Annotated in this window: 19 protein-coding genes; 17 read left to right on the top strand and 2 right to left on the bottom strand. The window is 55.8% G+C overall.

The genetic code is table 11. The features are described from left to right. Positions 1-426: bifunctional 2-polyprenyl-6-hydroxyphenol methylase/3-demethylubiquinol 3-O-methyltransferase UbiG (gene ubiG, locus DBR18_RS30040; RefSeq protein WP_256588989.1), on the bottom strand; the 426-nt coding region annotated here is incomplete at its 3' end. A 59-nt stretch (positions 427-485) separates the two neighbouring features. Next, positions 486-1,820 carry a TRZ/ATZ family hydrolase gene (locus DBR18_RS26315; RefSeq protein WP_108592504.1) on the bottom strand — a complete coding sequence of 445 codons (1,335 nt, stop codon included), beginning with the start codon at positions 1,818-1,820 and terminating at the stop codon, positions 486-488. Positions 1,821-1,928: 108 nt separating this feature from the next. On the opposite strand from DBR18_RS26315, the gene mtnA reads away from it, so the two are divergent. The 17 genes from mtnA to asnB all read left to right on the top strand — a co-directional run. Next, positions 1,929-3,005, top strand: coding sequence for an S-methyl-5-thioribose-1-phosphate isomerase (mtnA, locus tag DBR18_RS26310; RefSeq protein WP_108592503.1), 1,077 nt, complete (start codon positions 1,929-1,931; stop codon positions 3,003-3,005). 424 nt (positions 3,006-3,429) lie between these two features. Continuing rightward, the gene (gene gyrA / locus DBR18_RS26305) at positions 3,430-6,084 is read left to right on the top strand and encodes a DNA gyrase subunit A (RefSeq protein WP_108592502.1); all 2,655 of its coding nucleotides are present in this window, start codon (positions 3,430-3,432) and stop codon (positions 6,082-6,084) included. Between the two features lie 232 nt (positions 6,085-6,316). Beyond that, entirely contained in the window at positions 6,317-7,402 is a 1,086-nt protein-coding gene (gene serC / locus DBR18_RS26300; RefSeq protein WP_108592501.1) for a 3-phosphoserine/phosphohydroxythreonine transaminase, read from the top strand. Continuing rightward, a complete protein-coding gene (pheA, locus tag DBR18_RS26295; RefSeq protein ID WP_093099529.1) occupies positions 7,402-8,496 on the top strand; it encodes a prephenate dehydratase in 1,095 nt (364 codons plus the stop codon). The genes serC and pheA overlap by 1 nt, the downstream gene beginning before the upstream one ends. Before the next feature lie 13 nt (positions 8,497-8,509). Continuing rightward, entirely contained in the window at positions 8,510-9,622 is a 1,113-nt protein-coding gene (hisC, locus tag DBR18_RS26290; RefSeq protein WP_108592500.1) for a histidinol-phosphate transaminase, read from the top strand. Between the two features lie 28 nt (positions 9,623-9,650). After that, positions 9,651-11,858 carry a bifunctional prephenate dehydrogenase/3-phosphoshikimate 1-carboxyvinyltransferase gene (locus tag DBR18_RS26285; RefSeq protein ID WP_256588988.1) on the top strand — a complete coding sequence of 736 codons (2,208 nt, stop codon included), beginning with the start codon at positions 9,651-9,653 and terminating at the stop codon, positions 11,856-11,858. After that, positions 11,855-12,544 (top strand): (d)CMP kinase, encoded by a 690-nt coding sequence (gene cmk / locus DBR18_RS26280; protein WP_015093983.1) that lies wholly within the window; start codon positions 11,855-11,857, stop codon positions 12,542-12,544. Before DBR18_RS26285 ends, cmk begins: the two co-directional genes overlap by 4 nt. A gap of 119 nt (positions 12,545-12,663) precedes the next feature. Continuing rightward, positions 12,664-14,352, top strand: coding sequence for a 30S ribosomal protein S1 (gene rpsA, locus DBR18_RS26275; protein WP_003226898.1), 1,689 nt, complete (start codon positions 12,664-12,666; stop codon positions 14,350-14,352). A 195-nt stretch (positions 14,353-14,547) separates the two neighbouring features. Next, positions 14,548-14,826 carry a hypothetical protein gene (locus DBR18_RS26270; RefSeq protein ID WP_108592498.1) on the top strand — a complete coding sequence of 93 codons (279 nt, stop codon included), beginning with the start codon at positions 14,548-14,550 and terminating at the stop codon, positions 14,824-14,826. Positions 14,827-14,978: 152 nt separating this feature from the next. Then, entirely contained in the window at positions 14,979-15,290 is a 312-nt protein-coding gene (gene ihfB / locus DBR18_RS26265) for an integration host factor subunit beta (RefSeq protein WP_108592497.1), read from the top strand. A 415-nt stretch (positions 15,291-15,705) separates the two neighbouring features. Then, positions 15,706-16,749, top strand: a complete 1,044-nt coding sequence (locus DBR18_RS26255; RefSeq protein WP_108592495.1) for an LPS O-antigen chain length determinant protein WzzB — start codon at positions 15,706-15,708, stop codon at positions 16,747-16,749. Positions 16,750-16,946: 197 nt separating this feature from the next. Beyond that, positions 16,947-17,144, top strand: coding sequence for a hypothetical protein (locus DBR18_RS26250; RefSeq protein ID WP_146188799.1), 198 nt, complete (start codon positions 16,947-16,949; stop codon positions 17,142-17,144). Further along, positions 17,144-18,421 (top strand): Vi polysaccharide biosynthesis UDP-N-acetylglucosamine C-6 dehydrogenase TviB, encoded by a 1,278-nt coding sequence (gene tviB / locus DBR18_RS26245; RefSeq protein ID WP_108592493.1) that lies wholly within the window; start codon positions 17,144-17,146, stop codon positions 18,419-18,421. Before DBR18_RS26250 ends, tviB begins: the two co-directional genes overlap by 1 nt. A gap of 63 nt (positions 18,422-18,484) precedes the next feature. Beyond that, positions 18,485-19,534 (top strand): NAD-dependent epimerase/dehydratase family protein, encoded by a 1,050-nt coding sequence (locus tag DBR18_RS26240; protein ID WP_108592492.1) that lies wholly within the window; start codon positions 18,485-18,487, stop codon positions 19,532-19,534. A 5-nt stretch (positions 19,535-19,539) separates the two neighbouring features. Further along, positions 19,540-20,760, top strand: a complete 1,221-nt coding sequence (locus DBR18_RS26235) for an oligosaccharide flippase family protein (RefSeq protein WP_108592491.1) — start codon at positions 19,540-19,542, stop codon at positions 20,758-20,760. A gap of 110 nt (positions 20,761-20,870) precedes the next feature. Continuing rightward, positions 20,871-22,082: a hypothetical protein gene (locus DBR18_RS26230; protein WP_108592490.1), complete on the top strand. Its 1,212-nt coding sequence runs from the start codon at positions 20,871-20,873 to the stop codon at positions 22,080-22,082. Positions 22,083-22,116: 34 nt separating this feature from the next. Continuing rightward, positions 22,117-23,623 (top strand): asparagine synthase (glutamine-hydrolyzing) (asnB, locus tag DBR18_RS26225; RefSeq protein WP_256588986.1); only part of this gene is annotated, 1,507 nt, incomplete at its 3' end.

The following is a 23,623-nucleotide window of genomic DNA, read 5'->3' as shown; positions in this document are numbered from 1 at the left end:
CGGCTTGACCATGCGGTAGCAGGCGCGGATCACTGACGACGGATCCGGTACGTGCTCAAGCATTTCCAGGCAAGTGACCACGTCGAACTGCTCGGGCATTTCCTCGGCCAGGGCCTCGGCGGTGATCTGCCGGTATTCGACGTTGACGCCGGATTCCAGCTGATGCAACTGCGCGACCGCCAGTGGCGCCTCGCCCATGTCGATGCCCGTCACGGTTGCACCGCGCTGAGCCATGGCTTCGCTGAGGATGCCGCCACCGCAGCCGACGTCGAGGACTTTCTTGCCGGCCAGATTGACCCGCTCGTCAATCCAGTTGACCCGCAGCGGGTTGATGTCGTGCAGCGGTTTGAACTCGCTTTCGCGGTCCCACCAACGATGGGCCAGGGCTTCGAATTTGGCGATTTCGGCGTGGTCGACGTTGCTCATGATCAATTCCTCGAAAAACTTGAAAAAAGGCTGTAGCCGCAGAGTTTGCTCTGCGGTGTTTACGATTCGGTGTGGCCGCTGATGCGCTGGCCCCAGGCCCGGGCGGTGGCGCCCAGTTGTTGTTCGTCCAGGCGCGTCAGGCGCCGGTCGTCGAGTAACTGTTTGCCGGCGACCCAAAGGTGTTTCACGCAGTCGCGGCCGGTGGCATATATAAGCTGCGAAACCGGGTCATAGACCGGCTGCTGGGCCAGGCCGGACAGGTCGAAGGCGACGATATCCGCAGCCTTGCCAATCTCCAGTGAACCGACCTGCGTCTCGATGCCCAAGGCCCGGGCGCCGTTGAGCGTCGCCATGCGCAGCGCACGATGGGCGTCCAGCGCGGTGGCCGAGCCGGCGACGGCTTTGGCCAGCAGGGCGGCGGTGCGGGTTTCGCCGAGCAGGTCGAGGTCGTTGTTGCTCGCTGCGCCATCGGTGCCGACGGCGACGTTCACGCCAGCCTGCCACAGACGCTCCACCGGGCAGAAACCGCTGGCCAGCTTCAGGTTCGATTCCGGGCAGTGGATCACGCTGGTGTTGCTTTCTACCAGCAATGCCAGATCGTCATCGCTGATCTGGGTCATGTGCACCGCCTGGAAGCGCGGGCCGAGCAGGCCGAGGCGACCGAGGCGGGCCAACGGTCGCTCGCCGCGATGCTCCAGCGCCTGTTGGACTTCGAAAGCGGTTTCGTGGACGTGCATGTGGATCGAGGCGTCCAGCTCTTCGGCGATCACGCGGATTTTTTCCAGGTTCTCGTCGCCCACGGTGTAGGGTGCATGGGGGCCGAAGGTGATCTTGATCCGTTCGTGATGCTTCAGATCGCCGAACAGCTCGACGCCCTGACGAATGGCCTCGTCGGCACTGCTGGCGCCGGGGATCGGGAAATCGAGGATCGGAATTGCGATCTGTGCGCGAATGCCGCTGTTGTGCACGCGCTCGCTGGCGACTTTCGGGAAGAAATACATGTCCGAGAAGCAGGTGATGCCGCCCTTGATCTGCTCGGCAATCGCCAGATCGGTGCCATCACGGACGAAATCTTCATCGACCCATTTGGCCTCAGCCGGCCAGATATGGTTTTCCAGCCAGGTCATCAGCGGCAGATCATCGGCCAGGCCACGGAACAGGGTCATCGCCGCATGGCCGTGGGCGTTGATCAGGCCCGGGCTGAGCAGCACGTCCGGCAATTCACGCACTTCGGTGGCGTTACACTTCAGTGCTTCGGCGCGCGGGCCGATAAACACGATGCGACCGTCGCGGATGCCCAGGCCATGCTCCTTGAGCACAACGCCTGCGGGTTCGACGGGTACCAGCCAGGTCGGCAGCAATAATAAGTCGAGCGCAATGGCAGGTTTCGGCATCGAGGGTCGGTTCCAGTGCTTTTGTAAAGGATGGCGAAGTATACCCGAGCGTCTTCGCGGGGGGATCGCTATAATCGGCGGCTTTTGTTCATGAGTGCGGGGTGAGGGATGCGCGATCGACTGTTGGCTGCGGAGAAAGTAAAGGCCATCGATTGGCGAGATGGCGCGCTCCACCTGCTGGATCAGCGTATTTTGCCGTTCGAGGAAACCTGGATTGCCTACACCAGCGCCGCCGGCGTGGCTGAGGCGATTCGTTCGATGGTGGTGCGTGGCGCACCGGCAATCGGCATCAGCGCGGCCTATGGCATTGTGCTGGCGGCCCGTGCTCGGTTGGCCGAGGGCGGCGACTGGTACGCGGCGCTGGAAGAGGATTTCGCCTTGCTGGCCGATTCGCGTCCGACTGCAGTCAATCTGTTCTGGGCGCTCAATCGCATGCACGACCGTCTGGATCGGCTGAAAGAAAACGCCGATCCGCTGGCGGCGCTGGAAGCTGAAGCCATCGCCATTCATGAAAGCGATCGCGAAGCCAACCTGACCATGGCCCAGCTCGGGGTCGATCTGATCCGCAAGCATCAGGGCAATGCCCAGGCGATTCTCACTCACTGCAACACTGGCGCTTTGGCCACCGGCGGTTTCGGTACGGCACTGGGGGTGATTCGTGCGGCGTACCTGGAAGGCATGGTCGAGCGGGTGTATGCCGATGAAACCCGGCCATGGCTACAGGGTTCGCGCCTGACCGCCTGGGAGCTGGCGAACGAAGGTATCCCGGTGACGCTCAACGCCGACTCCGCCGCCGCGCACATCATGAAAACCAAAGGGGTGACCTGGGTGATCGTCGGCGCTGACCGCATCACCGCCAATGGCGATGTAGCGAACAAGATCGGCACCTACCAGTTGGCGGTCAACGCCATGCACCACGGCGTGCGTTTCATGGTGGTGGCGCCGAGTTCGACCATCGACATGACTCTGGCCAGTGGCGACGATATTCCGATTGAAGAGCGTGATGGCGCCGAGCTGCTGGAGGTCGGTGGCAAGCGTGTAGGCGCCGACGTTGAGGCGTTCAACCCGGTGTTCGATGTGACACCAGCGGATCTGATTGACGCGATCGTCACCGAGAAGGGCATCGTCGAGCGACCGGATACGGCGAAAATGGCCCAGTTGATGTGCCGCAAGCGCCTGCATTGATTGGTTGTGGCGTCTGTAAGGACGCCTTCGCTGGCAAGCCAGCTCCCACAGGTTTTGTGTTCGCCACTGACCCTGTGGGAGCTGGCTTGCCAGCGATGGGGCCCTAAAAGTCAATAAACATCGCAAAACCTGACCTCAAATCTGCATTCAAAGAAGCTCTGAGCCTCTCTCGTCCCCTTTACGCCTGTCATCGGTCAACTAACTATGCTCCATGCGCATCTGGGGGATAGGTGCGTGGCGGCTCTTGTGATAACATCCGGCGTTTTCCGAGGCAGCTTCACGGAGCTGTCTTTACTGCGCAAATCACGGTCCGACTTGTTGATTTGTCGTAAGTCGGCGCACGGCACTCAGCCTGCCCCGACGAGCTTCGTACATCCCATATGGATATGACGAAGTTTCACCAGAAAAAGGAATCAGGCTTCTCATGGGCGAACTGGCCAAAGAAATCCTCCCGGTCAATATCGAAGACGAGCTGAAACAGTCCTACCTCGACTACGCGATGAGCGTAATCGTCGGCCGTGCACTGCCGGATGCGCGCGATGGCCTCAAGCCCGTGCACCGTCGCGTACTGTTCGCGATGAGCGAGCTGGGCAACGACTTCAACAAGCCGTACAAGAAATCTGCCCGTGTTGTCGGTGACGTGATCGGTAAGTATCACCCGCACGGTGATACCGCGGTGTACGACACCATCGTCCGCATGGCCCAGCCTTTCTCCCTGCGCTACCTGCTGGTTGACGGTCAGGGCAACTTCGGTTCGGTCGACGGCGACAACGCCGCGGCCATGCGATACACCGAAGTGCGCATGACCAATCTGGCGCACGAGCTGCTGGCCGACCTGCACAAGGAAACCGTGGACTGGGTGCCGAACTACGACGGCACCGAGCTGATCCCGGCGGTCATGCCGACTCGCGTGCCGAACCTGCTCGTCAACGGCTCCAGCGGTATCGCCGTCGGCATGGCGACCAACATTCCGCCGCACAACCTCGGTGAAGTCATCGACGGTTGCCTGGCCCTCATCGACAACCCCGAGCTGACCGTCGATGAGCTGATGCAATACATCCCCGGTCCGGACTTCCCGACTGCCGCGATCATCAACGGTCGCGCCGGCATCATCGAAGCCTACCGCACCGGTCGCGGCCGTATTTACATGCGTGCGCGCTCGATCATCGAAGACATCGACAAGGTCGGTGGCCGTCAGCAGATCGTCATCACCGAACTCCCGTACCAGTTGAACAAGGCGCGTCTGATCGAGAAGATCGCCGAGCTGGTAAAAGAGAAGAAGCTCGAAGGCATCACCGAACTGCGCGACGAGTCCGACAAGGACGGTATGCGCGTCGTGATCGAACTGCGTCGCGGCGAAGTGCCTGAGGTGATCCTCAACAACCTCTACGCCCAGACCCAGCTGCAATCGGTATTCGGTATCAACATCGTCGCGCTGATCGACGGCCGTCCGCGCATCCTCAACCTCAAGGATCTGCTGGAAGCCTTCGTTCGTCACCGTCGCGAAGTGGTTACCCGCCGTACCGTGTTCGAACTGCGCAAGGCTCGCGAGCGTGGTCACATTCTCGAAGGTCAGGCCGTTGCCCTGTCGAACATCGACCCGGTGATCGCCCTGATCAAGGCTTCGCCGACCCCGTCGGAAGCGAAAGAAGCGCTGGTCAGCACCCCTTGGGAATCCTCGGCGGTGGTGGCGATGGTGGAACGTGCTGGCGCCGATTCGTGCCGTCCGGAAAACCTCGATCCGCAATACGGTCTGCGCGAAGGCAAGTACTTCCTGTCGCCAGAGCAGGCGCAAGCCATTCTCGAACTGCGCCTGCACCGTCTGACCGGTCTGGAGCACGAGAAGCTGCTGGCCGAGTATCAAGAGATCCTCAACCAGATCGGCGAGCTGATCCGCATCCTCAACAGCGCCGTGCGCCTGATGGAAGTGATCCGCGAAGAGCTGGAAGTGATTCGCGCCGAATACGGCGACGTGCGCCGCACCGAGATTCTCGATGCGCGCCTCGACCTGACCCTGGGCGACATGATCCCGGAAGAAGAGCGCGTCGTGACCATTTCCCACGGTGGCTACGCCAAGACCCAGCCACTGGCTGCGTACCAGGCTCAGCGTCGTGGCGGTAAAGGCAAGTCGGCGACCGGCGTCAAGGATGAGGACTACATCGCTCACCTGCTGGTTGCCAACAGCCACACCACGCTGCTGCTGTTCTCCAGCAAGGGCAAGGTGTACTGGCTCAAGACTTATGAAATTCCGGAAGCGTCCCGCGCCGCCCGTGGTCGTCCGCTGGTCAACCTGCTGCCGCTGGATGACGGTGAATACATCACCACCATGCTGCCGGTCGAGGAATACACCGAAGGTCACTACATCTTCATGGCGACCGCCAACGGCACCGTGAAGAAGACCCCGCTGGAATCCTTCAGCCGTCAGCGCAGCGTCGGTCTGATCGCGCTGGAGCTCGACGAAGGCGACGTGCTGATCTCCGCAGCCATCACCGATGGCGAGCGCGAAGTGATGCTGTTCTCCGATGGCGGCAAAGTGACGCGCTTCAAGGAGTCCGATGTACGTGCCATGGGCCGTACTGCTCGCGGTGTACGCGGCATGCGTCTGCCGGAAGGGCAGAAGCTGATTTCGATGCTGATCCCGGAAGAAGGCAGCCAGATCCTCACCGCTTCCGAGCGTGGTTATGGCAAGCGCACCGCGATCACCGAGTTCCCCGAGTACAAGCGTGGCGGCCAGGGCGTGATCGCCATGGTCAGCAACGAGCGTAACGGCCGTCTGGTCGGCGCGGTCCAGGTGCTCGACGGCGAAGAAATCATGCTGATTTCCGATCAGGGCACTCTGGTGCGCACGCGGGTCGACGAAGTGTCGAGCCTGGGTCGTAACACCCAGGGCGTGACTCTGATCAAACTGGCCAAGGATGAAACCCTGGTCGGTCTGGAGCGGGTTCAGGAGCCGTCGGAAGTAGAAGGCGAAGAGCTTGAAGGTGAAGAGGGTGCCGGGTTCGAGGGGGATGTCGTGAACGACGACGTTGCCGAGGACCAGCAACTCGACGCCGCAGCTGACGAAGAGCCGCAGGAATAAGCGGACAAGCGAGGGGGCGGATGAAAATTCGCCCCCTTGTTATTTGTCCGGAATGAAATTCCCCTGAAGGAGCTGCCGAAGGCTGCGATCTTTTGATCTTGATTGGACATGGCAGGATCAAAAGATCGCAGCCTTCGGCAGCTCCTACACGGGGTCGGTGTACAGATGTCGATGTGCAGAATCACCGATTTACAGATTTTTTGTGTATCACCAAGTCAGAGCGAGATTGGATGTGAGCAAGCGAGCCTATAACTTCTGTGCCGGTCCTGCGGCGCTTCCTGAAGCTGTCCTGCAACGTGCCCAGGGTGAACTCCTTGATTGGCATGGCAAGGGTCTGTCAGTCATGGAAATGAGCCATCGCAGTGATGAGTTCGTGTCCATTGCCACCCAGGCCGAGCAGGATCTGCGTGACCTGCTGAATATTCCGTCGAACTATAAAGTGCTGTTTCTGCAGGGTGGCGCCAGCCAGCAGTTTGCGCAGATCCCGCTGAACCTGTTGCCGGAAAACGGCTCTGCCGACTACATCGACACCGGTATCTGGTCGCAGAAGGCCATCGAAGAAGCCTCGCGCTATGGCCACGTCAACGTTGCCGCCACCGCCAAGCCTTACGACTACTTCGCCATCCCGGGCCAGAACGAGTGGAGCCTGTCCAAAGACGCCGCTTACGTTCACTACGCGCCGAACGAAACCATCGGTGGTCTGGAATTCCAGTGGATCCCGGAAACCGGTGACGTGCCGCTGGTGGCCGACATGTCCTCCGACATCCTTTCGCGTCCGGTGGACATCTCGCGTTTCGGCATGATCTACGCCGGCGCGCAGAAAAACATCGGCCCGAGCGGCATCGTCGTCAACATCATCCGCGAAGACCTGCTGGGCAAGGCGCGGTCGCTGTGCCCGACCATGCTCAACTACAAGGTCGCGGCCGACAATGGTTCGATGTACAACACGCCGCCAACCCTGGCCTGGTACTTGTCCGGTCTGGTGTTCCAGTGGCTGAAAGAGCAGGGCGGCGTTGAAGCGATCGCCAGACTCAATGACGTCAAACAGCGCACGCTGTACGACTTCATCGATGCCAGCGGCCTCTACAGCAACCCGATCAACAAGTCGGATCGCTCGTGGATGAACGTGCCGTTCCGTCTGGCTGATGACCGTCTGGACAAGCCATTCCTGGCCGGGGCCGACGAGCGTGGTCTGCTCAACCTCAAGGGCCACCGCTCCGTGGGCGGCATGCGCGCCTCCATCTACAACGCCGTCGACATCAACGCCGTCAACGCGCTGGTGGCGTACATGGCTGAATTCGAGAAGGAACACGGCTGATGTCCGAGCAAGAACTCAAGGCACTGCGCGTTCGCATCGACGCTCTGGATACCAAGGTCCTCGAGCTGATCAGCGAGCGGGCACGTTGCGCCCAGGAAGTTGCGCGAGTAAAGATGGCCTCGCTGGCCGAAGGCGAAGTGCCGGTGTTCTATCGTCCCGAGCGTGAGGCTCAGGTGCTCAAGCGCGTAATGGAGCGCAATCAGGGGCCGCTGGGCAACGAAGAGATGGCGCGGTTGTTCCGCGAAATCATGTCCTCGTGCCTGGCGCTCGAGCAGCCGCTGAAAGTGGCTTACCTCGGCCCTGAAGGCACCTTCACCCAAGCGGCGGCCATGAAGCACTTCGGCCACGCGGTGATCAGCAAGCCGATGGCGGCGATCGACGAAGTGTTCCGTGAAGTGGCGGCCGGTGCGGTGAATTTTGGCGTGGTGCCGGTGGAGAACTCCACCGAAGGCGCGGTCAACCACACCCTCGACAGCTTCCTCGAGCACGACATGGTGATCTGCGGCGAAGTCGAACTGCGCATTCACCATCACTTGCTGGTCGGTGAAAACACCAAGACCGACAGCATCAGCCGCATCTACTCCCACGCGCAGTCGCTGGCCCAGTGCCGCAAGTGGCTGGACGCGCACTATCCGAATGTCGAGCGCGTGGCGGTGGCGAGCAACGCCGAAGCGGCCAAGCGGGTCAAGGGGGAGTGGAATTCGGCGGCGATTGCCGGCGACATGGCAGCAGGACTGTATGGTTTGACGCGCCTGGCCGAGAAGATCGAAGACCGTCCGGACAACTCGACGCGCTTCCTGATGATCGGTAACCAGGAAGTGCCGCCGACCGGCGACGACAAGACGTCGATCATCGTCTCGATGAGCAACAAACCCGGCGCGCTCCACGAGCTGCTGGTGCCGTTCCATGACAACGGGATCGACCTGACCCGGATCGAAACCCGTCCGTCGCGCAGCGGCAAATGGACCTACGTGTTCTTCATCGACTTCGTTGGGCATCACCGTGATCCGCTGATCAAAGGTGTGCTGGAAAAGATCAGTCAGGAAGCAGTAGCACTCAAAGTGCTGGGTTCCTACCCGAAAGCAGTTCTCTAAGGGGCGGTAGCAAATGAGTGGCAACTTCCTCGCTCTGGCACAGCCGGGCGTGCAACAACTTTCGCCGTACGTGCCGGGCAAGCCTGTGGACGAACTGGCGCGTGAGCTGGATCTGGATCCAGCGAAAATCGTCAAACTGGCGAGCAACGAAAATCCGCTGGGCGCCAGTCCGAAAGCGCTGGCGGCGATCCGCGAAGAGCTGGCCGAGCTGACCCGTTATCCGGACGGCAACGGCTTTGCGCTGAAATCGCTGCTGGCCGAACAGTGCCGCGTCGAGCTGAGCCAGGTCACGCTGGGCAACGGCTCCAACGACATTCTCGAGCTGGTGGCGCGTGCCTATCTGGCGCCGGGCCTCAACGCCGTGTTCAGTGAGCATGCGTTCGCCGTCTACCCGATCGCGACCCAGGCGGTCGGCGCGCAGGCCAAAGTGGTTCCGGCCAAGGACTGGGGGCATGACCTGCCTGCAATGCTTGCGGCCATCGACGCCAATACCCGCGTGGTGTTCATCGCCAATCCGAACAACCCCACCGGCACCTGGTTTGGCGCCGAAGCGCTGGACGAGTTCCTGCAGGATGTGCCAGAGCACGTGCTGGTGGTGCTGGACGAAGCGTACATCGAGTACGCCGAAGGCAGTGATCTGCCGGACGGTCTGGATTTCCTCGCGGCGTACCCGAACCTGCTGGTATCGCGCACGTTCTCCAAGGCCTATGGCCTGGCAGCGCTGCGCGTCGGTTATGGCTTGTCCACTGCGGTAGTAGCGGACGTGCTGAACCGCGTACGCCAGCCTTTCAACGTCAACAGCCTGGCCTTGGCTGCGGCCTGTGCGGCGCTGAAGGACGACGAGTATCTGGCGCAAAGTCGTCAGCTCAACGAATCCGGCATGCAGCAGTTGCAGGCGGGTTTCCGTGAGCTGGGTCTGAGCTGGATCGAGTCCAAGGGCAACTTCATCTGTGTCGACCTCGGTCAGGTCGCAGCACCGATCTTTCAGGGCTTGCTGCGCGAAGGTGTGATCGTGCGTCCGGTGGCCAACTACGGCATGCCGAACCACCTGCGGGTGACCATCGGTCTGCCGGCGGAAAACAGCCGCTTCCTCGAAGCGTTGCGCAAGGTTCTGGCTCGTGGGTGATGTCACTGCTCTGCAATCTGCTGCACCTATGATCGGTCGCCTTGTGGTGGTCGGTCTGGGATTGATCGGTGGTTCGTTTGCCAAAGGCTTGCGTGAAAGCGGTATTTGCCGCGAAGTGGTCGGCGTTGATCTCGACCCGCAATCGCGCAAGCTGGCGGTCGAGTTGGGGGTGGTGGATCGTTGCGAGGATGACCTGATTGCTGCCTGTCAGGGCGCTGACGTGATTCAACTGGCGGTGCCGATTCTGGCCATGGAAAAAGTGTTGGCCCGTCTGGCGAGCGTTGATCTGGGTTCGGCGATCCTGACCGATGTCGGCAGCGCCAAAGGCAATGTGGTGCGCGCAGCGACCGAGGCGTTCGGCGGCATGCCGGCGCGTTTCGTGCCGGGTCATCCGATTGCCGGGTCCGAGCAGAGCGGGGTGGAAGCTTCCAACTCTGAGCTGTTCCGTCGGCACAAGGTGATCCTCACGCCGCTGGAGCAAACTGATCCGGCTGCGCTGGCAGTGGTTGATCGCTTGTGGCGCGAGCTGGGCGCCGACGTCGAGCACATGCAGGTCGAGCGCCACGATGAAGTGTTGGCGGCGACCAGTCATTTGCCGCACTTGCTGGCCTTCGGTCTGGTCGATTCGCTTGCAAAGCGCAATGAAAACCTTGAGATCTTCCGTTACGCTGCGGGCGGTTTCCGTGATTTCACAAGAATCGCCGGAAGCGACCCGGTGATGTGGCACGATATCTTCCTCGCCAATCGCGAGGCTGTCCTGCGCACACTCGATACATTTCGCAGCGACCTCGACGCCTTGCGCGACGCGGTCGATGCAGGGGATGGGCACCAATTGTTGGGCGTCTTCACGCGCGCCCGGGTTGCCCGCGAGCATTTCAGTAAAATCCTGGCCCGCAGGGCCTATGTGGACGCTATGAATTCCAACGATCTGATTTTCCTGGCTCAACCTGGTGGCCGCCTGTCCGGTCGGATTCGCGTACCAGGTGACAAATCGATTTCCCACCGTTCGATCATGCTCGGCTCGCTGGCCGAAGGCGTGACCGAGGTTGAAGGTTTCCTTGAAGGTGAAGATGCCCTGGCGACCTTGCAGGCATTTCGCGACATGGGCGTGGTCATCGAAGGCCCGCACCACGGTCGTGTGACTATTCACGGTGTCGGCCTGCATGGCCTGAAGCCGGCGCCGGGCCCGATCTATCTAGGCAACTCCGGCACTTCGATGCGTCTGCTGTCCGGCCTGCTGGCGGCGCAGAACTTCGACAGCACCCTGACCGGCGATGCGTCGCTGTCCAAGCGTCCGATGAATCGCGTGGCCAATCCGCTGCGGGAAATGGGCGCCGTGATCGAAACGGCTGCCGAAGGTCGTCCGCCGATGACCATTCGTGGCGGGCATAAACTGAAAGGCCTGACCTACACCATGCCGATGGCCAGTGCTCAGGTGAAGTCCTGCCTGTTGCTGGCGGGTCTGTACGCCGAAGGCAAGACCACCGTGACAGAGCCAGCGCCGACCCGTGACCACACCGAGCGCATGCTGCGTGGTTTCGGCTATCCGGTAAGCGTTGATGGCGCTACCGCGTCGGTCGAATCCGGCGGCAAGCTGACCGCGACCCACATTGAAGTACCGGGCGACATCTCGTCGTCGGCGTTCTTCCTGGTGGCGGCGTCGATCGCCGAGGGTTCGGAGCTGGTGCTGGAACACGTGGGCATCAACCCGACCCGTACCGGCGTCATCGACATCCTGCGCCTGATGGGCGCTGATATCACCCTGGAAAACCAGCGTGAAGTCGGCGGTGAGCCAGTGGCTGACTTGCGCGTGCGTGCAGCTAAACTCAAGGGTATCGAGATTCCGGAAGCGCTGGTGCCCCTGGCCATCGACGAATTCCCGGTGCTGTTCGTGGCGGCGGCGTGTGCCGAAGGTCGTACCGTGCTGACCGGCGCCGAAGAGCTGCGCGTCAAGGAATCGGATCGCATTCAAGTCATGGCGGACGGCCTGCTGGCGCTGGGCGTCAAGTGCCAGCCGACCCCGGACGGCATCATCATTGATGGCGGCCAGATTGGTGGTGGTGAAGTGCATGGTCACGGTGATCACCGTATCGCCATGGCGTTCAGCGTCGCTTCGCTGCGCGCCACTGCACCGATCCGGATCCATGATTGCGCCAACGTCGCGACGTCGTTCCCGAACTTCCTCGCGTTGTGCGCGCAGGTCGGCATTCGTGTGGCTCAAGAGGCTCAGTCGTGAAAAACATTGCACCGGTCATCACCATCGATGGGCCAAGCGGTTCGGGCAAGGGCACGGTCGCCGGGATTCTGGCCAAGCGTCTGGGCTGGAATCTGCTGGATTCCGGTGCGCTGTATCGCCTGCTGGCGTTTGCTGCGCACAACCATGGTGTCGACCTGACCAATGAAGAGCTGCTGAAGAAACTGGCCGCTCATCTGGATGTGCAATTCATTGCGGCGACCGACGGTCAGTTGCAGCGCATCATTCTGGAAGGTGATGAAGTCAGCGATGTCATTCGCACTGAAAGCGTTGGTTCCGGCGCTTCTCAGGTGGCGGCATTGCCGGCGGTGCGTGAGGCGCTGCTGCAGCGCCAGCGCGCGTTCCAGGAAGCGCCGGGCCTGGTAGCGGACGGTCGAGACATGGGCACGGTGGTTTTTCCGGACGCGCCGCTGAAGATTTTCCTCACCGCCAGTGCCGAGGAGCGAGCGCGCCGTCGATATTTGCAGTTGAAGGGAAAAGTCGAGGGTGTTAGTCTGTCGAGTCTGCTAGATGAGATCCGTGCACGCGACGAGCGTGATACCCAGCGCGCAGTAGCCCCGCTCAAGCCGGCGGCTGATGCGATACAGCTGGATTCCACGGAGTTGTCCATCGATCAGGTGCTTGAACGCATCATGAGCGAGATCGCCATTCGCGATATCGCCGGGTGACCAAGAAGGCCGCAGGGGACCAGTCATAGTCCTGCAGCGCTTCTTTTAAATGAAACTAACCCACACCGTCTGGGGTGTGGAGATGGGCGTATTCTTCGCCCTCATCTACAGGAATTAAAATGAGCGAAAGCTTTGCGGAACTCTTTGAAGAAAGCCTAAAGACCCTGAACCTTCAGGCAGGCTCCATCATCACCGGTGTTATCGTTGATATCGATTACCAGGCTCGCTGGGTAACCGTTCACGCTGGCCTGAAGTCTGAAGCACTCATCCCGCTGGAACAGTTCTACAACGACGCTGGTGACCTGACTATCAATGTCGGTGACGAAGTTCACGTTGCTCTGGATTCGGTTGAAGACGGTTTCGGTGAAACCAAGCTGTCCCGTGAAAAAGCCAAGCGCGCTGAATGCTGGATCGTTCTGGAAGCAGCCTTCGCAGCCGAGGAAGTGGTCAAGGGCGTTATCAACGGTAAGGTTAAAGGCGGCTTCACTGTCGACGTTAACGGCATCCGTGCGTTCCTGCCAGGTTCCCTGGTTGACGTCCGTCCAGTGCGCGACACCACGCACCTGGAAGGCAAAGAGCTGGAATTCAAGGTCATCAAGCTGGACCAGAAGCGCAACAACGTTGTCGTTTCCCGTCGCAGCGTCCTGGAAGCCGAGAACTCCGCCGAGCGTGAAGCTCTGCTGGAATCCTTGCAGGAAGGCCAGCAAGTCAAAGGTATCGTCAAAAACCTCACCGACTACGGCGCATTCGTCGATCTGGGTGGCGTGGACGGCCTGCTGCACATCACCGACATGGCCTGGAAGCGCATCAAGCATCCGTCCGAGATCGTCAACGTTGGTGACGAAATCGACGTCAAGGTTCTGAAATACGATCGCGAACGCAACCGTGTTTCCCTGGGCCTGAAGCAACTGGGCGAAGATCCATGGGTTGCTATCAAGGCCCGTTACCCAGAGAGCACTCGTGTTACCGCTCGTGTAACCAACCTGACCGACTACGGCTGCTTCGCTGAGCTGGAAGAAGGCGTTGAAGGTCTGGTACACGTTTCGGAAATGGACTGGACCAACAAGAACATCCACCCTTCGAAAGTCGTACAAGTCGGCGACGAAGTGGAAGTCATGGTTCTGGACATCGACGAAGAGCGTCGTCGTATCTCCCTGGGCATCAAGCAGTGCAAGTCGAACCCATGGGAAGACTTCTCTGGCCAGTTCAACAAGGGCGACAAGATCTCCGGCACCATCAAGTCGATCACCGATTTCGGTATCTTCATTGGTCTGGACGGCGGCATCGACGGTCTGGTTCACCTGTCCGACATTTCCTGGAACGAAGTGGGCGAAGAAGCCGTGCGTCGTTTCAAGAAGGGCGACGAGCTGGACACCGTTATCCTGTCGGTTGACCCAGAGCGCGAGCGTATCTCCCTGGGTATCAAGCAACTGGAAAGCGATCCGTTCTCCGAGTACGTCTCGGTTAACGACAAGGGCGCTATCGTGACTGGCACCGTGAAAGAAGTTGACGCCAAAGGCGCCATCATCGTTCTGGCTGACGACATCGAAGCGACCCTGAAAGCCTCCGAAATCAGCCGTGACCGCGTTGAAGACGCGCGCAACGTTCTGAAAGAAGGCCAGGAAGTTGAAGCCAAGATCATCAGCGTCGACCGCAAGAGCCGCGTAATTCAGCTCTCGATCAAGTCGAAAGACGACGCTGAAGAGAAAGAAGCTATCCAGAGCCTGAAATCGGCTCCGGCAGCTGAAGGCGAAGCAGACACCACTATGGCTGCACTGCTGCGTCAAGCAATGGCCAAACAGAACTAAGTTCTGCTTGATCCTGAAAAAGGGCGACTTCGGTCGCCCTTTTTTGTGCCTGCGATTTGGCGGCGAATCACCACCGTTGAAACCATTGTCTGTTACAGGTTGTCTGTTTCTTTAATCGGATCAATCGTCTATTCGCGTCTAGGCTTAGTTTGAAGATCGCAGTAGTCGGGCGGTGTGCCCGGCATAAGGAAGTGAATGAACAGATTTATTGTATTGCTCGGCGTGCTGGTGTTGGCAGGGTGTGCCACTAGTGCCAAGACTCACGTTGTTCGTGGGGTCAGTGGCATAGAGGTCGATTGTTCCGGCTTGGGATCTGGCTGGGAAAAGTGTCAGAAGCGTGCGGCGAAAGAGTGCAAAGGGGCGGGGTTCAAGGTAATCACCCGATCTGATGATGCCAAGGAAGAAGATGGATTTCCCTTTGGATTCAATCCTGCGGGGTACGTGACGCGCACCATGTTGGTGATCTGTCGTTAAGTATTGGGGGTGCCAATGCAATCGTTGCTGCCCGGAAAACGGACGTTTCGACCCGAAGGAAGATATGTCAAGTGCTGGGCTGTTCAAAATCTTCGCGGCGTGCTAAAACCTTTCAAGCGCTGATCTAGCTGCTTGAAAAAGAAGGGAAAAATATGACGAAGTCGGAGTTGATCGAACGAATTGTCACCCATCAAGGGCTACTCTCATCCAAGGATGTGGAGCTGGCCATCAAGACTATGCTTGAACAAATGTCCCAATGTCTGGCCACCGGAGATCGAATTGAGATTCGTGGGTTTGGCAGCTTCTCCCTGCACTATCGTGCGCCACGCGTAGGGCGTAATCCGAAAACTGGCCAGTCTGTCAGTCTCGATGGCAAATTTGTTCCGCATTTCAAGCCGGGCAAGGAGCTACGGGATCGAGTCAACGAGGAAGAGGAGGAGGGCAGTGGCGATCATTCCAGGTAAAAGTCGTTTCAAGCAAGTCCTGGTCATAGGGCTCATATTGCTGATAGCCGTCGCTTGCTTGCTTTTTGTTTTGGAGAACCAGCAGCTCGTAGCTGTATCGTTCTTGGGTTTTTCTACTCCTCTGTTGCAGGTGTCTATATTAGGAGTAGTGTCATTTTTGCTGGGTATGATTGTGGGTGGATTAATGGTGTCGGCGATTGCTTTGAGGTTCAGCAGGAGAAAAAGGCTACAGTCGGCTCATTGATTTTCTACTTTTTGTTTCGAATGTTCAGTCTCGCTTGATGTTAGGGTATTCTGCGCGGTTTCGGGGTAGGATGCGCAGTACGGTTTCAGTCCGCTGACTGAAACATGCGATTGCTCTCAAATGGCTTGCATTCAAGGAAGTAATGTGAATCTAAAGGTGAAAGGCTAATATATGTACGTTGACTCTAATAAAGAAAGTGGCCTGCGTGATTTTGAATTTGAACGATTTATTCGAGCTGTTCTGCGACAAAAATTTATTGTAATCATTTTTACAGTCTTGGTGGGAGTTGCAGCGGCGGCTTATGCATTTCTTGCCACTCCGGTCTATGAGGCCAAGGCGTTTGTCGTTCCGCCAACCCAAAACGATATTGCTAACTTCAATTATGGCCGCAGCAGGGACTTGGACTTGTCGCCATATAGCGTCAAGGACGTCTACGATATTTATACTCGGCGCTTGCAGGCCGAATCTTTGCGCCGAGACTTTTTTAACCGGGTTTATTTGCCGAGCTTATCTGCTGATGAGCGTAAACACTCTCAGGATGTTCTTTATTCAAAATTTTCCCAGGTTCTTCGTGTAGTTCCTCCGCTCAAGGAGACGTCCGACAGATATTCAGTCGTCGTTCAATCTGATAATCCTGAGCAGGCCAAGGAGTGGGTTGCAGCCTACATCGCGCAAGCAGGGGATCTCGCGAAGAATGAGATGATCAAGAACCTTTCGATCGAATCGGAAGTTCGTGCAAGAAATCTGGAGCAACAGATCAGCTCTGCGAGAGAGAATAGTCGCAAGGCAAGAGAGGATTCTATTGTCAAGTTGGGTGAGGCGTTGCGTATCGCCGAGTCGATTGGTCTCGAGAAGCCGCCTGCAATTACTGTGAATCAGTCTACCATCGCGGGTGGTGAGTCCGGGCAGCTGACGTATATGCGCGGTTCGAAAGCGCTCAAAGCGGAAATTGAAAACCTTCAAGCTCGTAAGTCGGATGATCCCTTCACGGATCGCTTGCGTGATCTTCAGGACAAATACAATTTCTTCACGGGTCTGAAAACCGATGCTGCTTCGGTTTCCGTCTACCGACAGGATGGCGATGTAGAGCTGCCTGATAACCCGATCAAGCCCAATAAAGCGCTGATATTGATATTGGGCGTCATTTCCGGCTTTATTTTGGGCGTGGCGTTCGTAATGTTTCGTAGTTTCTTTGCTTCTAAATCAAATAGCTGAAACTTGTATTGCTTTTGTAATCTCCAATGCCGTGTCACCTGAAGGTGCGCGGCATTTTTTTTGATTGAGAATTGGGCGTTAGTGCTACGGCCCGGTTTGCGTTTGTAAAATATGTCAGCTGAATACGCGTGTGGACAGCCACGACCAGGTGAGTCCGGCTGTCGGAAAACAGAGGGATGGGCGAGGTGGAGGGGCGCATGCCGTCGGCAGTGTTCGTTAGGCTTGAGCAGGTGGCAGCCACGCTCGGCTTGGGTTTGCTGAAAATGACTTTGGCTCCCTGCGGCGCTTTCGGTATAATTTTCAGTTTACGCGGCTATGATGCTCGTTTGCGAAGCAGAAAATCAGAAGTGATTTCGCAGATCGACTTAATATTGATGAATGGCAAGGGAAAATAATGCTTAAACTCGAAGATGTAAAGTTGGCCATAGTGGGGCTCGGTTATGTGGGCTTGCCACTGGCGGTTGAGTTTGGCAAAAAAGTGCAAGTGGTTGGTTTTGATATAAGTCAACGACGAATTGATGCGTTGAAAGCTGGTCATGACGCTACTCTGGAAGTGTCCGATGACGAGCTGAAGTCGGCGTCGAAATTAAGTTTTAGTTCGAAGCTTGGCGAGTTGGCTGCGTGCAATGTTTTTATCGTTACTGTGCCAACACCAATTGATGAGCATAAGCGTCCAGACTTGACTCCTTTGATCAAGGCGAGCGAATCCATTGGTAGTGTTCTGAAAAAAGGCGATATCGTTATTTATGAATCAACGGTTTATCCTGGTGCTACCGAGGAAGACTGTGTTCCGGTACTGGAGAAAGTCTCCGGTCTGAAGTTTAATGTTGATTTCTTTGCAGGATATAGTCCTGAACGGATCAATCCGGGCGATAAAGAGCACCGCGTTACCACCATCAAGAAGGTTACTTCAGGTTCTACCCCGGAAGTGGCTGACCTGGTTGATGAGCTTTACAATGAAATCATTGTCGCTGGTACTCATAAGGCCACTAGCATCAGAGTCGCCGAAGCAGCCAAAGTTATTGAAAACACCCAGCGCGACCTGAACATCGCTTTGATCAATGAGTTGGCCCTTATTTTCAATAAGATGGGCATTGATACCCAAGCTGTTTTAGAAGCTGCCGGTACGAAATGGAATTTCCTGCCATTCAGGCCTGGTCTGGTAGGCGGACATTGCATTGGAGTAGACCCTTACTACCTGACGCATAAAGCACAATCTATTGGCTATCATCCAGAAATTATCCTTGCCGGTCGCCGTTTGAATGACAGCATGGGTGCTTACGTCGTTTCGCAACTGGTCAAGGCGATGCTCAAGCGAAAGATTCATGTTGATGGCGCTCGCGTCTTGATCATGGGCTTGACGTTCAAAGAAAACTGCCCGGATCTGCGTAACACCAAGATTATCGATATTGTAAACGAGCTCGCTGAGTTCAATATTGTTGTGGATGTATATGACCCTTGGGTCGATGCGGCCGAAGCCATGCACGAGTATGCGATTTCGCCGATCAGCCAGCCAAGTGCCAATGCCTACGATGGTATTATTCTCGCGGTGGCACATAACGAGTTCGCGACAATGGGTGCAGAGCAGATTCGGAGTTTGGGTAAGGCTGAACACGTTCTCTATGACCTCAAGTATCTGCTGGATGCCTCCCAGTCAGATCTGCGTCTCTGAGCTTCAGGGTCTTCTGAGACCCTGAATCGTTCCTGCTGATTAAAATACCAAATCGAGAGTTACATGACCCAATTTGAAAAAGTCAAAGCCGAGATTAAGAGCGAACCGAAAGTCTGGTTGATCACGGGCGTTGCTGGTTTTATTGGCTCCAATCTTCTGGAAACGCTGTTGCAACTGGACCAGAAAGTTGTGGGTCTGGATAACTTTGCTACCGGGCATCAACGTAATCTCGATGAAGTTCAATCGGTAGTCAGCGCCGAGCAGTGGGCGCGGTTCGTAATGGTAAATGGCGACATCAGAAATATTGATGATTGCAGGAAGGCGATGACGTTTCGTGGCGTTTCGGACGTTCCAGTGGATTACGTATTGCACCAGGCGGCCCTGGGTTCGGTTCCTCGCTCTATCAATGATCCTATCACCACGAACGCCACGAATATCGATGGCTTCCTGAATATGCTGGTCGCAGCGAAGGATGCGCAGGTCAAGAGCTTCACTTATGCGGCCTCAAGCTCCACCTACGGTGACCATCCTGCGCTACCAAAGGTAGAGGGCGTGATCGGCAAGCCACTTTCTCCTTATGCCGTTACCAAATATGTAAATGAGCTGTATGCAGAAGTCTTTTCCAGCACTTACGGGTTCAAGACTATCGGGCTTCGTTATTTTAATGTTTTCGGTAAGCGTCAGGATCCCAATGGTGCCTATGCTGCCGTTATTCCCAAATGGACTGCGGCCATGATCAATAACGAAGAGGTTTTCGTTAATGGTGATGGTGAGACAAGCCGCGATTTCTGCTTTGTGGAAAATGCGGTTCAGGCCAATATTCTGGCTGCCTGTGCGTCTGTAGAAGCAAAAAACAATGTCTATAACGTAGCCGTTGGTGACAGGACAACCTTGAATCAGGTCTTTGCTTGTATCAAGGATGCGCTGTCCCGCGTTGAAGTTCGCTCGACGTCTGAAATGGTATACCGAGACTTTCGTGCGGGGGATGTACGGCATTCTCAAGCTAACATCGACAAAGCGAAAGAGCTGCTGGGATATGCGCCTCTTTTCAATGTTGGCGAAGGGATGCTGAAGGCCGCAAGTTGGTATGTTTCGTTTTTTGCAAGAAGTTAATTCTTGTGATTAAAGAAATCAGTGCGATTACTGTTCTGGCGAACAAACTCTGCATGTTTGTAATGCTATTCAGTCTGGCTCGGATTTTAGGAGTCGAGCTGTACGGGGTGTTCTCCTACCACTACGCGATCATTACCGGTATTGCTACGGTTGCAGGTGAATGTCTGAGCGTGGCCTTGAGCCGCTACGCCGTCTTGAACGCCGAGAACGTTAACTACAGGACTTCTTTGAGTTTAATGACATGGGGCGGCATTGTTGTCGGCGCCCTCTGTGTCATCGTATTCATGGTTTTCCCGGCACCGGCTTCGTCATATGAAATCAATCCGGGCTATTTATTAGTCGGCGCTTTCCTCTTCGGTTTTGCCTGTGTTTGCAACTTGACCATAACCGGATTGATGTTTTCCCTTGAAACCACAGGCAAATGGGTTGCAGCGCTTGCTGCCCATGGCCTGTTCGGTTTGCTGTTGGTCGTAGCGGCAGCATGGTTAGCCGGCCGAATAGAGGGTGTCGTTCTAACACTCGCATTTTGCACGTTGATCGCTCCGGTGTTTGGCTTCTGGATGATCAAGCGTAGCAAGTTTACAGCTGGGGAAGGGGAGCATGAGTTTTTCAATTTTCGCAAAATGACAGCGCTTCTTGTCGGCTCGGGAGCGCCTACTATTGCTGGAAGCATGCTGCTGGGGGCGCCGATTCATATTATCTGCTTGATGATTTTTGCTAACTCAAGCCTGAATGTTTCTGAGGTTGGTTATTTCAACCTTTTTTTCCTCTTCTATATTTTAGTGACGGTGCTTCCAAGTTCGCTTACTTCTTATGCGATTGTCAGACTTGCTGGTTACGGTAGTACGGCTAGTAAGTTGTATCTTGTGTCGGGTGTGGCAATCTCTATTTTTCTGCCTTTGTTCATGGTTTTGACACAGAATTATTGGTTGTGTTTCCTCGGTAATGGCATTTGCAGCAAAAGTGATTTGCTGTCTTATGCGGTTGCCGCAGGGGGGATCGGTCTGACAACGACTATTATTGTCCAAATCCTCCATAGTAAGAATGCGACAAGGGTCGTATTTTTGGGTAGTTGTATTTACTCAATTGTTTATCTTTCGCTAACAGTGATTTCTGGGATGAAGGGCGATATGTTGGCAACTGATCTTTTCAGGTCGTTCCTGGCAGCGCTAACTTGCCAGGTCGCTGTGCTTGTCGCCCTGGGTGGGCGCAAGCTGGCGCAGTGACGCAGGTGATTCATGAGTAACGGCCCCGTGATTCACGTGGCCAGAGATAGTTTCGGTGCCAGCGCTGTATCTGGTTTACTGCTCAGCTTCGTTTTTAATGGTTGAAACGTATGGTCACATTACTTGTTTCATTGTGCTTATTGATTCTGCTGACGCAATGCGTGCTATGTCTGATATCAAAAAAGTACCTGGTTGCACTATATGCTGTTTGCTATTCCGTGCCATTTCTTGGCCTGATCAGTTGCCTGTGGGGCGATACCATTACGCTTTGGCCAATCGGCGACTATAACTTTTATCTCGATGATCTATTGGTTTTCAGATTATCGCTGGTATGGCTTCTGGGGGTTGCAGGTGGTTTAACTGCCTATATTTTATCCTATTTGGTCCCAGCTCAAGAGTTGCACGCGCGTCCGGTCACTTTTTTTTCTCCTCTGGATTTCAAGCTGGCCGGTGTGATTTTTTTTGCGTTATCCGTTTTTTTTATCGCTTTCAGATTCGTTAACGCCGACGCGATGCTCGAGATGTTCGCAGGCATCGAATCAGTGGTTGTGTTCTCGATTATCGGAATTACCGCACTGGCTTTTGCTTATCCGTCGCGGACAATGATTGTAACTTCCGCGATGTTGGTCCTTGCCTATTGCGTTGCCAATGCAATGACCGGCGATCGGGATTTCGTGGTGCTGGTGGTCGCTTACATTCTAGGGATGATGTTCCGATACAACCAGTTCATCAAGCTAAAAACGTTGTTGTTCGTCGCGACGTTCATGGTTTTACTTCTTGCCACTGGTGTTGTTGTATCGATGAGTCGAATGGACGTGGCGTTAACGTCGGACAACATTACTCAGTATTTTCTTTTCAATTCGTGGAACGCGATTATTCTGCCGCTTGTCACGCAGTTGACGAATTTTTGGGATGGCGAGCATCTGCGTTACGGCCAAACGTATCTTGATATGTTTCTTTCGCTGGCGCCATCTCCATTGTATTCCGCTTTTGGTCTGGAAAAGCCCATCATGCTGGATAACCCTGCTCTCTGGTACTACATTACCGGGCTTGGCGGTATTCATGTAGCAGGTGTAGCGTTCGAGAATTTTGGATTGTTTGGAGTATTCCTCAATGGATTCATCAGCGTCTGTTTCCTGCGGCTAATCGACTCGCGCTGTCGCGATAACGACTTCCTGCGGCTGTTTTTGTATATGCTCTGCGCCGCCTCTGTGATGCACTGGGTCTGGTACGGTGAAATATACCTGCTGAATTCGTTGGTTTTTTATGTGATGTCGCTAGGATTGTTCTTCGCTATGAAACTCGTTCGAGTTTTGAAGTGAGTCTAAATATTTTCACTGGATTGAGAGAATAGGTATGTGCGGAATTGCGGGAGTCGTCGGGTGGAAGCTGGATCAGCTCAACGCTGTTGCCGTAGGCAAAATGGTAGATGCGTTGATCCATCGTGGGCCTGACGCCGGAGCAGTTTGGTCAGATGCCGAAAGCGGTATTTCGCTGGGCCACCGGCGGCTTTCCATTTTGGAGCTGTCGGAACATGGCAGTCAGCCCATGGTGTCCGATAGCGAACGATTTATCATTGTATTTAATGGTGAAATCTATAATTTTAATGAGTTGCGTGAACAACTTGTTTCGGCGGGTTCCAATCGTGTTTGGCGTGGTCACTCGGACACGGAAGTCCTACTGGCATCGATCGAGCAGCTTGGCATACAAAAAACCCTCGACAACCTGGTGGGCATGTTTGCATTTGCTGTATGGGATAAGGTCGAGAAAACCCTTACCCTTGCTCGGGATAGAATGGGAGAAAAACCGCTCTATTACGGTTTTATCGGCGAACGCTTTGTTTTCTCTTCCGAACTAAAGGCAATCAAGGCTGCTTTCGGCGACTACTTGCGTATCGATCGTAATGCTTTGGCGAAGTTCGTCAGATATGGATATGTTCCGGCCCCGGAATCGATCTATGAAGGGATCAAAAAGTTAACGCCAGCGCATTACCTGACTATTGACTCTGTTTCTTCCGTTCAAGTACCTGCTGCCTATTGGTCAATTGCCCAATCCAGTGCTCTGAAGGATGAGATGTCGCGGGCTTCTGATGCAGAAGTCGTGGATATCGTCGGCGAACGACTTTCTGCCGCCGTAAAATCGCAAATGATCGCGGATGTACCGCTGGGCGCCTTCCTTTCCGGCGGCGTGGATTCCAGCCTGGTCGTTTCGCTGATGCAGTCGCAAAGCAATTCAAGTATCAATACTTACACGATTGGCTTCAATGAGCCAGAGTTTGATGAGGCTCCTTACGCCAAAGCCATCGCCAAGCACCTGGGAACTAATCACACCGAGTTTTACCTCGGTGCAGATGATGCTGTTTCGATCATTCCGCATCTGCCGGAAATTTATGATGAGCCATTTGCCGACTCCTCTCAAATTCCGACCATTCTTGTTTCCAGAATGACCAAGAAGCATGTGTCGGTAGCGTTGTCGGGGGATGGCGGTGACGAACTGTTCGCAGGTTATCCGCGCTATCAGATTACCGCCGGATTGTGGTCGCGCGTTGAAAAGCTACCATTACCTGCACGTCGCGTCATGGCGTACTCACTTCGTGCACTTTCTTCTAAAGGTTGGGACAACGTTTGTTCTGTTTTGCCAGGCACAATTCGGTCTAAGGTTAACGGTCGACGCATCTATCGTATGTCCGAACTGTTAGCCTCGGAGAACCTGGCTCAAATGTATACCGGCTTGATGTCGCAGTGGCAGCCTACCGACAGTGTGGTAATTGGCGCTGATGCTCAACTTGCGAGCATTGTCACCTGGGAGTCGTCGGATGATTACATTGAGGAAATGCGTCGCTGGGACGTCTCTCAATACTTGC

This window comes from Pseudomonas sp. HMWF021, assembly GCF_003061005.1.
Taxonomy (GTDB): domain Bacteria; phylum Pseudomonadota; class Gammaproteobacteria; order Pseudomonadales; family Pseudomonadaceae; genus Aquipseudomonas.
Note: the sequence above shows the minus strand (reverse complement) of the source record. Positions and strands in the feature narration are given on the sequence as shown.

Excerpts from the sequence above, each read along its gene's own strand:
- DBR18_RS26315 (WP_108592504.1), bottom strand. The coding sequence starts at position 1,820 with ATGCCGAAACCTGCCATTGCGCTCGACTTATTATTGCTGCCGACCTGG.
- ihfB (WP_108592497.1), top strand. The coding sequence starts at position 14,979 with ATGACGAAGTCGGAGTTGATCGAACGAATTGTCACCCATCAAGGGCTA.
- tviB (WP_108592493.1), top strand. The coding sequence starts at position 17,144 with ATGCTTAAACTCGAAGATGTAAAGTTGGCCATAGTGGGGCTCGGTTAT.
- pheA (WP_093099529.1), top strand. The coding sequence starts at position 7,402 with ATGTCCGAGCAAGAACTCAAGGCACTGCGCGTTCGCATCGACGCTCTG.
- hisC (WP_108592500.1), top strand. The coding sequence starts at position 8,510 with ATGAGTGGCAACTTCCTCGCTCTGGCACAGCCGGGCGTGCAACAACTT.
- DBR18_RS26230 (WP_108592490.1), top strand. The coding sequence starts at position 20,871 with ATGGTCACATTACTTGTTTCATTGTGCTTATTGATTCTGCTGACGCAA.
- mtnA (WP_108592503.1), top strand. The coding sequence starts at position 1,929 with ATGCGCGATCGACTGTTGGCTGCGGAGAAAGTAAAGGCCATCGATTGG.
- DBR18_RS26255 (WP_108592495.1), top strand. The coding sequence starts at position 15,706 with ATGTACGTTGACTCTAATAAAGAAAGTGGCCTGCGTGATTTTGAATTT.
- DBR18_RS26270 (WP_108592498.1), top strand. The coding sequence starts at position 14,548 with ATGAACAGATTTATTGTATTGCTCGGCGTGCTGGTGTTGGCAGGGTGT.
- DBR18_RS26250 (WP_146188799.1), top strand. The coding sequence starts at position 16,947 with ATGCCGTCGGCAGTGTTCGTTAGGCTTGAGCAGGTGGCAGCCACGCTC.
- rpsA (WP_003226898.1), top strand. The coding sequence starts at position 12,664 with ATGAGCGAAAGCTTTGCGGAACTCTTTGAAGAAAGCCTAAAGACCCTG.
- DBR18_RS26285 (WP_256588988.1), top strand. The coding sequence starts at position 9,651 with ATGATCGGTCGCCTTGTGGTGGTCGGTCTGGGATTGATCGGTGGTTCG.
- DBR18_RS26240 (WP_108592492.1), top strand. The coding sequence starts at position 18,485 with ATGACCCAATTTGAAAAAGTCAAAGCCGAGATTAAGAGCGAACCGAAA.
- gyrA (WP_108592502.1), top strand. The coding sequence starts at position 3,430 with ATGGGCGAACTGGCCAAAGAAATCCTCCCGGTCAATATCGAAGACGAG.